Annotated in this window: 10 protein-coding genes, 1 tRNA gene and 2 rRNA genes; 9 read left to right on the forward strand and 4 right to left on the reverse strand. The window is 51.7% G+C overall.

Features of this window, described 5'->3' with window-relative positions; genetic code table 11:
- The first annotated feature begins 7 nt into the window (after positions 1–7).
- The 6 genes from prmA (at position 8) to ACOTZD_RS19545 (ending at position 5950) form a co-directional block, all read left to right on the forward strand.
- Positions 8–889, forward strand: coding sequence for a 50S ribosomal protein L11 methyltransferase (gene prmA, locus ACOTZD_RS19520; protein WP_058663173.1), 882 nt, complete (start codon positions 8–10; stop codon positions 887–889).
- A gap of 137 nt (positions 890–1026) precedes the next feature.
- The gene (locus tag ACOTZD_RS19525) at positions 1027–1767 is read left to right on the forward strand and encodes a carbonic anhydrase (protein WP_003860379.1); all 741 of its coding nucleotides are present in this window, start codon (positions 1027–1029) and stop codon (positions 1765–1767) included.
- Positions 1768–2096: 329 nt separating this feature from the next.
- A complete protein-coding gene (gene dusB / locus ACOTZD_RS19530; protein WP_022651936.1) occupies positions 2097–3062 on the forward strand; it encodes a tRNA dihydrouridine synthase DusB in 966 nt (321 codons plus the stop codon).
- Positions 3063–3085: 23 nt separating this feature from the next.
- Positions 3086–3382, forward strand: a complete 297-nt coding sequence (gene fis, locus ACOTZD_RS19535; RefSeq protein ID WP_000462905.1) for a DNA-binding transcriptional regulator Fis — start codon at positions 3086–3088, stop codon at positions 3380–3382.
- Between the two features lie 178 nt (positions 3383–3560).
- Positions 3561–3725, forward strand: coding sequence for a DUF2556 family protein (locus ACOTZD_RS19540; protein ID WP_003860373.1), 165 nt, complete (start codon positions 3561–3563; stop codon positions 3723–3725).
- 140 nt (positions 3726–3865) lie between these two features.
- Complete coding sequence (locus ACOTZD_RS19545) at positions 3866–5950, forward strand: putative bifunctional diguanylate cyclase/phosphodiesterase (protein WP_032660581.1); 2085 nt, start codon at positions 3866–3868, stop codon at positions 5948–5950.
- On the opposite strand, the gene envR is transcribed toward ACOTZD_RS19545, so the two are convergent.
- Entirely contained in the window at positions 5945–6592 is a 648-nt protein-coding gene (gene envR, locus ACOTZD_RS19550) for an acrEF/envCD operon transcriptional regulator (protein WP_023314924.1), read from the reverse strand. The genes ACOTZD_RS19545 and envR overlap by 6 nt on opposite strands.
- A 398-nt stretch (positions 6593–6990) precedes the next feature.
- Between envR and ACOTZD_RS19555 the strand changes: the two genes are divergently transcribed.
- From ACOTZD_RS19555 to ACOTZD_RS19565, 3 genes are all read left to right on the forward strand, one after another.
- Entirely contained in the window at positions 6991–8130 is a 1140-nt protein-coding gene (locus tag ACOTZD_RS19555; RefSeq protein WP_023323808.1) for an efflux RND transporter periplasmic adaptor subunit, read from the forward strand.
- Positions 8131–8141: 11 nt separating this feature from the next.
- Positions 8142–11255 carry an efflux RND transporter permease subunit gene (locus tag ACOTZD_RS19560; protein WP_023314926.1) on the forward strand — a complete coding sequence of 1038 codons (3114 nt, stop codon included), beginning with the start codon at positions 8142–8144 and terminating at the stop codon, positions 11253–11255.
- Positions 11256–11503: 248 nt separating this feature from the next.
- Positions 11504–11725: a lipoprotein gene (locus ACOTZD_RS19565; protein WP_003860364.1), complete on the forward strand. Its 222-nt coding sequence runs from the start codon at positions 11504–11506 to the stop codon at positions 11723–11725.
- A 340-nt stretch (positions 11726–12065) separates the two neighbouring features.
- Here the strand turns inward: ACOTZD_RS19565 and rrf (ACOTZD_RS19570) are convergent.
- From rrf (ACOTZD_RS19570) to rrf (ACOTZD_RS19580), 3 genes are all read right to left on the reverse strand, one after another.
- Positions 12066–12181: ribosomal RNA gene (gene rrf / locus ACOTZD_RS19570) — 5S ribosomal RNA — on the reverse strand.
- Between the two features lie 43 nt (positions 12182–12224).
- Positions 12225–12300 (reverse strand) — tRNA-Thr (locus ACOTZD_RS19575).
- Between the two features lie 14 nt (positions 12301–12314).
- Positions 12315–12430 (reverse strand): 5S ribosomal RNA (gene rrf, locus ACOTZD_RS19580).
- Positions 12431–12671: the final 241 nt, after the last annotated feature.

Below are 12671 nucleotides of genomic sequence, written 5' to 3' on the forward strand. Positions count from 1 at the left end.
TTTTGCCATGCCGTGGATCCAATTAAAACTGAACACAACCGGCGCGAACGCCGAAGAACTGAGTGATGCGCTGATGGAGGCCGGTTCGGTCTCTATCACCTTCCAGGATACGCATGACACGCCGGTCTTTGAGCCGCTGCCAGGCGAAACGCGCCTGTGGGGTGATACGGACGTTATCGGCCTGTTCGATGCAGAAACCGATATGAATGAGGTCGTGGCGATTCTGGAAAACCATCCGCTGCTGGGCGCGGGTTTCGCGCATAAAATTGAACAGCTGGAAGACAAAGACTGGGAACGCGAGTGGATGGACAACTTCCATCCGATGCAGTTTGGTCAGCGTCTGTGGATCTGCCCAAGCTGGCGTGAAGTGCCCGATGAAAACGCCGTCAACGTGATGCTGGATCCGGGTCTGGCGTTCGGCACCGGTACCCACCCGACAACCTCCCTGTGCCTGCAATGGCTGGATGGCCTGGATCTGGAAGGCAAAACCGTGATCGACTTCGGTTGCGGATCCGGGATCCTTGCTATCGCAGCACTGAAACTGGGCGCGGCAAAAGCCATCGGGATCGACATCGATCCGCAGGCGATTCAGGCCAGCCGTGATAACGCCGAGCGTAATGGCGTTTCCGATCGCCTTGAACTGTATCTGCCCGATGCACAGCCAGAGGCGATGAAAGCCGATGTGGTGGTCGCGAATATCCTGGCTGGCCCATTACGCGAGCTGGCGCCGTTAATCAGCGTGCTGCCGGTTGAAGGCGGTCTGCTGGGCCTGTCCGGTATCCTTGCCAGCCAGGCAGACAGCGTCTGTGAAGCCTACGCCGATCTCTTTGCGCTCGACCCGGTGGTCGAGAAAGAAGAGTGGTGTCGCATCACCGGTCATAAAAAATAAGCGTTTGGCGTGGTCGTCTGACCACGCCTTTTTCCTTCGGTTTTTTCTCCCGCCTTCTTCCTTTCTTCGATAAAATAACCCCACAAATCACAATGTTAATTATTGATTTGGATAATAAAATTCACAGGAAGAATATGATGAAACACATTTCAGGCAAGGCAGCGCTGCTGGCGCTGAGCATGATTTCGGCTACGGCTTACGCATCACACTGGAGCTATCAAGGAGAAGGCGCACCGGAACACTGGGGCGAACTGGACGAGGCGTACAAGACGTGTAAAAGCGGAATGTATCAGTCGCCGGTCAACATAGATAACACGGTCAAAGCCCACATCTCTCCGCTGGAAACGCACTATATCGACGGCCCGGTCATTCTGACAAATAACGGCCATACTATCCAGGCGAGTGAAAATGCCGATACACGCGACAGCATCACGCTTGATAAACAGCGCTGGACGTTACAGCAGTTCCATTTCCATGCACCATCCGAAAACACGGTGCACGGTAAAAAATACGCAATGGAAATGCATCTGGTCCATAAAAACGCTGACGGCGAACTGACGGTCGTTGCCGTTATGTTCGATCAGGGCGCTGCAAACACTGAACTGGATAAACTCTGGGGCGTGATGCCGGGACAGGTTGACCAGAACGTCACGATTAAGCCAACCCTCGATATGAATAAATTACTGCCCGCGGATAAAACTTACTGGCGTTTTAGCGGCTCTCTGACCACCCCACCGTGTTCAGAAGGGGTAACGTGGCTGGTCCTCAAGCATCCGCTGACCGTCTCTGCTGAACAGCTGCAAAAATTCACTCACACCCTGCACCACGAAAACAGCCGCCCGGTTCAGCCGCTTCATGGCCGTCTGGTTGTTGAATAAGTCGATTTTTTACGTTGATATCCTGTGCTGAAATGCGACGCAGATCGCAAAGAAGCGCCATAATCTGCTGCTTATAGCAGCAGATTATCCCGGACAATTGATCCATTTATTCAGAAATGATGAGAAGTTACGGGAAATTGTAAGCGCCTACAAAATGTTCATTTATTCATAACACAATGATTTAAATAGCGAATAATCTTATCCCAAAAGAATGACTGGCGATTCCTTGATCTACAACAGAGGATTGTTCAAAGTTTGGCCTTTCATCTCGTGCAAAAAATGCGTAATATACGCCGCCTTGCAGTCACAGTATGGTCATTTCTTAACTCATGCGCATCGGACACCACCAGCTCAGAAATCGCCTGATCGCAGCCCCAATGGCAGGTATTACCGACCGGCCGTTCAGGACGCTGTGCTACGAGATGGGAGCAGGATTAACCGTTTCCGAGATGATGTCGTCTAACCCGCAGGTTTGGGAAAGCGACAAGTCCCGCCTTCGGATGGTGCACGTGGATGAACCAGGTATCCGCACCGTGCAAATTGCCGGAAGCGTGCCTGAAGAAATGGCAGATGCCGCGCGTATTAACGTGGAAAGTGGCGCCCAGATTATTGATATCAATATGGGTTGCCCGGCCAAAAAGGTGAATCGCAAGCTTGCAGGTTCAGCCCTTCTGCAATACCCCGACCAGGTGAAGTCAATCCTGACGGCGGTTGTCAGCGCAGTGGACGTTCCTGTTACGTTGAAGATTCGCACGGGTTGGTCGCCGGAACACCGTAACTGCGTAGAGATTGCCCAACTGGCCGAAGACTGTGGCATTCAGGCCCTGACCATTCATGGACGCACTCGCGCCTGTTTGTTCAACGGTGAAGCTGAATACGACAGCATTCGGGCAGTTAAGCAGAAAGTTTCCATTCCGGTTATCGCGAATGGCGACATTACTGACCCGCTTAAAGCCAGAGCTGTGCTCGACTATACGGGAGCTGATGCTCTGATGATAGGACGTGCCGCTCAGGGAAGACCCTGGATCTTTCGGGAAATCCAGCATTATCTGGACACTGGGGAGCTGCTTGCCCCGCTGCCTCTGGCAGAGGTCAAGCGCTTGCTTTGTTCGCATGTTCGGGAATTGCATGACCACTACGGCCAGGCAAAAGGGTACCGAATTGCGCGTAAACACGTCTCCTGGTATCTCCAGGAGCACGCTCCAAATGACCAGTTTCGGCGCACATTCAACGCCATTGAGGATGCCAGCGAACAGCTGGAGGCGTTGGAGGCATACTTCGAAAATCTTGCGTAATGAAATAAAGAGCTGACAGAACTATGTTCGAACAACGCGTAAATTCTGACGTACTGACCGTTTCTACCGTTAACTCTCAGGATCAGGTGACTCAAAAGCCCCTGCGTGACTCGGTTAAACAGGCACTGAAGAACTATTTTGCTCAACTGAACGGTCAGGATGTTAATGACCTGTATGAGCTGGTACTGGCTGAAGTTGAACAGCCACTGTTGGACATGGTGATGCAATACACCCGTGGTAATCAAACCCGCGCTGCCCTGATGATGGGCATCAACCGTGGTACCCTGCGTAAGAAACTGAAAAAATACGGCATGAACTAATTTCGATTAGCTAACTGCTTGTTTAAAAAGGCGCTCTTCGGCATGGGGAAGCGCCTTTTTTATCGTTCGGGCGAGCAACCGTCAACGCTTTGTAAACCTTCCCTTTCCCCACTTTTCAACGCCCGCTTTTCGTGTATATTTCCACCAACTTACAGGCTCTCTTTTCGCGGAATGACACATGATTCGTAAATACTGGTGGCTGGTCGTTTTTGCTGTCTCTGTTTTCATTTTCGATGCGCTGCTGATGCAGTGGATTGAACTGATGAGCACTGAAACCGATAAATGTCGCAATATGAATTCCGTGAACCCGCTTAAACTGGTCAACTGCTCAGAGCTGGACTAACCGCTTCCATCCTGTATAAAACCCTGTTAACACCCAATAAAAACAGGGGCTTAAATCACTTTTCGTCATTTCCTGACGATGATAATGTCTGTCCCCTTTCCAACCGCTCTTGCTTAACGTCTCACACGAGTGAACAGACCATGCTGGTTAGCCAATACAACCAAATCCTCGTAGTCATCTCCTTTGTTGTTGCCATTCTTGCCGCCTATACCGCACTGAATATGGCTGCGCGCGTTGCCGGAAGCCAGGGCGTCGCTGCACGCGTCTGGCTGGCAGGTGGCGGTGTTTCGATGGGGATTGGCGTGTGGGCGATGCATTTCATCGGTATGCTGGCGATGGATCTTTCCATGAGCATGAGTTACAACGCGGCCCTGACCGTGCTTTCGATGGTTATCGCCATTAGCTCGTCAATGTTTGCCCTGTGGCTCGTTAGCGGCGAGCAGCTACGTTTGCGCCGGCTGCTGCCTGGCGCCGTCGTGATGGGAACGGGCATTGTTGCCATGCACTACACCGGTATGGCTGCCCTGGAGGTCACACCGGGTATTGTCTGGGATAAAACGTGGGTGGCTATCTCTGTGGTCATAGCCCTTGCCGCTTCACTGGCCGCTCTTTGGCTGACGTTCCGTTTACGTCAGGAAGCCGCACGAATGGCGTTGATGCGGCTGGGGGCGGCGATCACCATGGGCATCGCTATCGCTGGCATGCATTACGCTGGCATGGAAGCAGCACAATTTCCGATGTCGACGATGGTCCACCATCATGGCATTAACGGGAGCTGGCTGGCGATATTGGTTAGCGTGGTCGCGCTCGCTATTCTGGGGATTACGCTGCTGGTGTCGATGTTCGATGCCCGCCTTCAGGCTCGTACCTCGCTGCTGGCCTCATCACTGGCAGAAGCTAATCGTGAACTCGCACAGCTGGCGTTGCATGATACGCTGACGCGATTACCCAATCGTATTCTGCTTGAGGATCGCCTCGATCAGGCCATTAGCAAGGCCGATCGCGAAGGAAGCCCTTTCGCGCTGATGTTTATGGATCTCGACGGCTTTAAAACCGTCAACGATGCCTATGGTCATGATGTCGGTGACAAGCTTCTGGTAGCGGTGACTCAGCGTTTGCTGTTGCAGTTGAAAGGTCAGTACACGCTGGCGCGTATCGGTGGGGATGAATTCGTGCTGCTGGCCGAAACCGCCACCCCGGATGATGCTGCCTCACTGGCAAATTCACTGGTGCGCGTCATTGATAGCCCGTTCCATCTCGATCCTTACGAACTGATGGTCACCCTGAGCATTGGCATTGCGCTCTATCCACACGATGGCAAAACCGATCGTGAACTAATGTTTAACGCTGATGCTGCGATGTACCACACGAAACATATGGGTCGCAACGGCTATCACTTCTTCCAGCCGTCAATGAATACGCTGGCGCAGACGCATCTACAGCTGATGAATGATCTGTGGCAGGCCATCGACCGTGATGAGTTACGCCTGCTTTATCAACCTAAATTCCACGCCCCTGCCGGGCCGGCCATCGGGTTCGAAGCGCTGTTACGCTGGCAGCATCCCAAACAGGGATTACTCTCCCCCGACCTGTTTCTACCGCTGGCAGAGAAAACAGGGCTGATTATTCCGATTGGAAACTGGGTAATCGACGAGGCCTGCCGCCAGCTGCGTGAATGGCATCTTCAGGGCCACACGGACTGGTCAATGGCGGTGAATCTTTCTACGTTGCAGTTCGAACAGCCGTCGCTGGTTAAAACGGTTCTCGATTGTCTGACGCGCCATAGCGTGCCGCCCGGCATGTTGATTCTGGAGGTGACTGAAACCACGGCAATGAGCAATCCGGACGAAAGCGTACGCGTCCTGACAGCGCTGACGGATGCGGGAGTAAAAGCCTCAATAGACGATTTTGGTACAGGTTACTCAAGCCTTCTCTATCTTAAGCGGCTTCCCGCCTGCGAGTTGAAAATCGATCGCGCTTTTGTGAAAGAGTTAAGTGGAGAGAGCGAAGATGCGACAATTGTCTCGGCGATTGTCGCCCTGGCAAAAACGCTGAATCTGAAGGTCGTGGCGGAAGGGGTCGAAACCGCAGCGCAGCAGACCTTCCTGACAGAACTGGGATGCAATACGCTACAGGGTTATCTGCTGGGCAAACCAATTACCGCGCAAGCTATTATGGAACAGTGCCAGCACGGGGAGATGTCGCCACCCCGGGCGCAGTCATAAGGCTGTATCGTAAACCACTGGCGCCACTCGGGTGATATTTAGTGTCGCCAGAATATTATCCACCAGCGCCGGCGCTTGTTTGTACAGATTAAAACTGGTGTTATCCATTAACCAGTTTTTAATGACTCCGCTAAAAAAGGCATGGAAAACAATCAGCGCCAGTTCAATATTAGTTTGCGAAGAGATAATGTTATGAGCAATGCATCGCTTAAGCGTCTTGCGAAGATAATCATCGTTTAAACCGATCCGCTTGCGTATTTCACATTCTGAAATCACATCGTCATGAAATTCACACTTATGATACAGAATTTGTAAAAGCGCATACTGTCGGGGTTCGCTCGCAATATATTGCAGCGCAACAATAAATTGTTCACGAAGCATTAACAAAGGGTCGTCATTTTCGGAAAGCATTAGCCTGTCACGAATGATTTCACGCAGCGGCAATTGCTGTTCCCATATTGCGTTAAATATTTCCGCTTTACTCGAGAAATGCCAGTAAACCGCCCCGCGAGTGAGTTGAGCTGCATCGGCAATGTCGGTAAGCGTGGTGCTGGCCACGCCACGCGTCGCGAATAGCCTGATAGCGGCTTCAATCAGCTGCTGGCGGGTCTTTTGAGCCTCTTCTTTCTTTTTGCGCGCCATTACCTGCTACTCGTTACTTACAAGATTGATACGTTATCAAAGGATATTGCCGTGGTCGTGTCAGACAAAGTATTAACCAAAATCCGTGTTAGTTTTGCACAAAAAAAGTCAATTCGTTTAATTTATAAACCTCGTGAATAAATTGAATATATTAAATACATAAAACATATGTATAGCTTTCACCAAAAAGCATTTCGTTGATTATCCTGACAGAAATAGAGTGTCGAATGCACTGGGTCAGATTCCGATTTTTATTTTTTAAAAGCCCCATCAGCACTTATAAATTAAAAAACATTAAATACCCTCATTATTATACGCAGCTACATTTCTTTTTTTGCCTCACACCCTTTCACCGATTCATGACAAATATCGGTTCAGGGGTAGTTTAAGGAACAGTAATGACGAATCACTTCAGATGCTTACCCTTATCCGGTTTCATTGTCTGTGCCGCGCTGCTTACCGGGTGCGATGGGCAAGAAAACCCACAGCAGCATGCGCAAGCTCCTCAGGTCAGTGTTCATATTGTTAAAAGCGCGCCACTGGCCGTAACGACAGAATTGCCTGGCAGAACTGACGCGTATCGTGTTGCGGAGGTTCGTCCCCAGGTAAGTGGTATCATTCTGCACCGTAATTTTACCGAAGGCAGCGACGTCAAAGCGGGTGAATCCCTTTATCAGATCGATCCGGCCACGTATCAGGCAGCCTACGACAATGCGAAAGGTGAACTGGTAAAAGCACAGGCGGCGGCCAATATCGCTCATCTGACGGTGAAACGTTACGTTCCGCTGGTCGGTACGCAATATGTGAGCAAGCAGGAGTACGATCAGGCGGTGGCAACCGCCCAGCAGGCGGATGCGAGCGTCGTTGCCGCGAAGGCTGGCGTTGAAAGCGCGCGGATCAACCTGGCTTATACCAAAGTCACATCCCCAATCAACGGGCGTATAGGTAAATCCAGCGTCACCGAAGGGGCGTTGGTTACTAATGGTCAGTCGACTGCACTGGCGACGGTTCAGCAGCTCGATCCCATTTATGTCGATGTGACGCAATCCAGCAGCGATTTTATGCGTCTGAAGCAGCAGACGAGCCTGCAAAAGGGAGACACCAGCAGCGTCGAGTTGCTGATGGAAAATGGCCAGCCTTATCCACTGAAAGGAACGCTCCAGTTCTCTGATGTCACGGTAGATGAAAGTACCGGCTCAATCACCCTTCGCGCCCTCTTCCCTAACCCTCAGCATATGCTGTTACCGGGTATGTTTGTCCGTGCACGCATTGACGAAGGTACACAGCCTGATGCCATTCTTGTTCCCCAGCAGGGGGTAACCCGTACACCGCGCGGGGATGCCACTGTGCTTGTGGTAAACGATAAAAACCAGGTGGAATCGCGCACTGTCGTTGCACCGCAGGCGATTGGCGATCGCTGGCTGATCACGGAAGGCCTGAAAAACGGCGACCGCGTCATTATCAGCGGCCTGCAAAAAGTTCGCCCTGGCGTTACCGTCGTGGCTATTCCTGATACCGCCGCGACTCCAGCCAGTTAAGGAATAACGACATGGCTAATTTCTTTATTCAACGGCCTGTTTTCGCCTGGGTGCTCGCCATCATTCTGATGATTGCGGGCGGGCTGGCCATTTTAAAACTGCCGGTGGCGCAATATCCGACCATTGCGCCGCCAGCGGTGGCGGTGACAGCAACCTACCCTGGCGCTGATGCCCAGACGGTACAGGACACCGTAACTCAGGTTATCGAACAGAACATGAACGGTATCGATAATTTGATGTACATGTCGTCCACCAGTGATTCCGCCGGTAACGTCACCATTACGCTGACGTTCGAGTCGGGTACGGATCCTGATATCGCGCAGGTGCAGGTTCAGAACAAACTCCAGCTCGCCATGCCGCTGCTGCCGCAAGAAGTGCAGCAGCAGGGGATTGGCGTGGAGAAATCCAGCAGCAGCTTCCTGCTGGTTGCAGGCTTTGTGTCGGACAATAAAAATCTCACGCAGGATGATATCTCCGACTATGTCGCTTCTAACGTAAAAGATGCGATCAGCCGTACTTCCGGCGTCGGTGACGTGCAACTGTTCGGTGCCCAGTATGCAATGCGCATCTGGCTGGACAGCAACGCGATGAACAAATATCAGCTCACGCCGCTGGATATCATTAACCAGCTGAAAACACAGAACGACCAGATTGCTGCGGGCCAGTTGGGAGGAACGCCGTCCGTACCAGGGCAGCAACTGAACGCCTCAATTATTGCTCAAACACGCTTGAAATCGCCGGAGGAGTTTGGTCGTGTGACGCTGAAGGTGAACCAGGACGGTTCAATGGTCCACCTGAAAGATGTGGCACGCATTGAGCTGGGTGGCGAAAACTACAACATGGTCACCAAAATCAATGGCCAGGCAGCAACGGGGCTGGGGATCAAGCTGGCGACTGGCGCAAACGCGCTGGATACCGCTGCCGCCATCAAGAGTAAACTGGCGCAGTTGCAGCCCTTCTTCCCTCAGGGTCTGAAAGTCGTGTATCCGTACGACACCACACCTTTCGTGAAGATCTCCATCCATGAAGTGGTGAAGACGCTGTTTGAAGCGATTGTTCTCGTGTTCCTGGTGATGTACCTGTTCCTACAAAACCTGCGGGCAACGCTTATTCCCACTATCGCCGTGCCCGTGGTGTTACTGGGCACCTTTGCGGTACTGGCTGCGTTCGGGTTCTCCATTAACACCCTGACGATGTTCGGGATGGTATTGGCGATAGGTCTTCTCGTCGATGACGCCATCGTGGTAGTCGAGAACGTAGAACGCGTCATGGTTGAGGACAAGCTGCCGCCAAAAGAGGCGACGCAGAAGTCAATGGAGCAAATCCAGGGCGCTCTGGTGGGCATTGCCATGGTGCTTTCGGCGGTATTTATTCCGATGGCATTCTTTGGTGGTTCAACCGGGGCTATCTATCGCCAGTTCTCGCTGACCATTGTCTCCGCGATGGCCTTGTCGGTACTGGTGGCGTTGATATTAACGCCTGCTCTTTGTGCAACGCTGCTCAAACCGGTTTCCAGCGAACATCATGAAAAGAAAGGCGGTTTCTTCGGCTGGTTTAACGCGCTCTTTGATAAGAGTGTGGAGCACTACAGCAACAGCGTGAGCGGCATTTTACGTAAGACCGGCCGCTATCTGCTGGTTTACGTCATCATCGTCGGCGGCATGGCAGTTCTGTTCCTGCGCCTGCCTTCCTCCTTCCTGCCGGAAGAGGATCAGGGGGTGTTTATGACGATGGTTCAGTTGCCGGCAGGGGCGACGCAGATGCGTACCCAGCAGGTACTCGATCAGGTTCAGGATTATTACCTGACGAAAGAGAAAGCGAACGTTGAATCGGTCTTTACCGTAAACGGGTTTAGTTTTAGCGGACAGGGTCAGAACTCCGGTATCGCTTTCGTCAGCCTGAAGCCATGGGAAGAGCGTCCGGGCAAGGAAAACGGCGTTGAGGCGATTGTCAGCCGCGCGACGAAAGCGTTCAGCCAGATCAAAGACGGCCTTGTATTTCCGTTTAACCTGCCTGCCATTATTGAACTGGGTACCGCAACAGGCTTTGACTTTGAACTGATAGACCAGGCAAACCTGGGACATACGCAGTTAACGCAGGCGCGTAACCAGCTGCTGGGCATGGTGAGAGAACATCCTGACTTACTGGTCCGCGTGCGTCCTAACGGACTGGAAGATACGCCACAGTTCAAGCTGGACGTCGATCAGGAGAAGGCACAGGCGCTGGGTGTGAGCGTGTCTGACGTCAATCAGACTATTTCAACAGCCCTGGGTGGCACCTATGTGAACGACTTTATCGATCACGGACGGGTGAAAAAAGTTTATGTCCAGGCTGATGCTCGCTTCCGTATGCTACCCGGAGACATTAACGGCCTGTATGTGCGTAGCGCTAACGGCGAAATGGTGCCTTTCTCTGCCTTTAGCAGCTCTCACTGGGTGTACGGTTCACCGCGTCTGGAACGTTACAATGGGATGCCATCAATGGAGATCCTCGGTGAGTCTGCACCAGGCAAAAGTACCGGTGAGGCAATGGCGCTGATGGAAAACCTTGCGTCAAAACTGCCGTCCGGCATCGGCTACGACTGGACGGGGATGTCTTATCAGGAACGACTTTCCGGGAATCAGGCTCCGGCGCTGTACGCCATTTCACTTATTGTGGTGTTCCTGTGTCTGGCGGCTCTCTATGAAAGCTGGTCAATTCCATTCTCGGTCATGCTGGTTGTGCCTCTGGGGGTGATCGGTGCGCTTCTGGCTGCATCAATGCGAGGGCTGAACAATGACGTTTACTTCCAGGTTGGTCTGCTTACAACAATTGGTTTATCAGCCAAGAACGCCATACTGATCGTTGAGTTCGCCAAAGATCTCATGGATAAAGAAGGCAAAGGGATTATCGAAGCCACGCTTGAAGCCTCGCGTATGCGTCTGCGTCCTATCCTGATGACTTCCCTGGCATTCATCCTTGGTGTTATGCCTCTGGTCATCAGCAGCGGTGCAGGTAGTGGTGCACAAAATGCGGTCGGGACGGGCGTGATGGGCGGGATGCTCTCAGCCACCCTGTTGGCCATATTCTTTGTTCCTGTTTTCTTTGTGGTTGTCCGGAGACGATTTACAAAGCACAAGGATTAATGAAAATCATAAAGGCACCTCTGGTGCCTTTTTTATTTCCTGAAAACAATGTAAAAACACATCCCCTCTTCACATTTCCTCCATTAATAATTACTGCCCGCGCTTTTTTCTTCATAATTTTTACAATCCACACAAATTGAGATTATTCCACGTGCTGCATGGTATTAGTGCGGTGGTAAAATAATCATCGATTCGTTAATTGCCGCATCGGCTCTTTAGCGAATAGGCGATCATATTGAGGTAACATCATGAAAAGATTCCTTTCCGTTGCACTTCTCGCTGCGCTGCTTGCTGGTTGCGCGCACGATTCCCCATGTGTACCGGTATACGACGATCAGGGGCGACTGGTTCACACCAATACCTGTATGAAGGGCACTACCCAGGATAACTGGGAAACAGCAGGTGCGATTGCTGGTGGCGCCGCGGCAATCGCTGGCCTGACACTCGGTATTGTCGCCCTCACTAAATAAGGCTTCTAAAAGCGCGGCGATGGCCGCGCTTTTATTTTTGCCTGATATAAGAAACGTATATTCCCCATCGCAAATAACATCAGATATTAATTAAATTCAATACGCTACCTTACTCCTCGCTATATCCCTTACCTGTACAGCATTTGGCATAACATTTAATTCATTTAACACTACTGCGAGCCAGCAGAATGCATTTCACAACTACAGTTTCAGTACGGTAAAGCGCTACGTCCGTAGGGTATTAACGGCACCAGTGAGAACATCGAATGAGGGAATTGGTTTAGCTAAAGATATAACGCAAAAAGGCCATCCTTTCGGATGGCCTTTCTACTTGTTTGATGTCTGGCAGTTCCCTACTCTCACATGGGGAGACCCCACACTACCATCGGCGCTACGGCGTTTCACTTCTGAGTTCGGCATGGGGTCAGGTGGGACCACCGCGCTAAAGCCGCCAGACAAATTCTTTTACTTCTTGCCGAACTTTAACCTAAGTATAAAGTGGTGCTGATACCCAGAGTCGAACTGGGGACCTCACCCTTACCAAGGGTGCGCTCTACCAACTGAGCCATATCAGCACGCTAAATTTGATGCCTGGCAGTTCCCTACTCTCACATGGGGAGACCCCACACTACCATCGGCGCTACGGCGTTTCACTTCTGAGTTCGGCATGGGGTCAGGTGGGACCACCGCGCTACAGCCGCCAGGCAAATTCTTGTGCTCTGTCCTGTGTCTTTCGCACTGATACTGCGTTGGCTGCTCTCGTAAAGTCAGTCACATACCTCAGTATGCTCCTTCCTTTCCTTCGTTTGCCGCCTTGTCTCAGCGCAAAATCCTTCGGACTCTGAATCTAAGCTGAAAATCGTGTCTGTCTCTCGTTCGCCAAAACACCTTCGGCGTTGTAAGGTTAAGCCTCACGGTTCATTAGTATCGGTTAGCTCAACGCATC

The organism is Enterobacter cloacae complex sp. SHL022, assembly GCF_049237785.1.
Classification (GTDB): domain Bacteria; phylum Pseudomonadota; class Gammaproteobacteria; order Enterobacterales; family Enterobacteriaceae; genus Enterobacter; species Enterobacter hormaechei_C.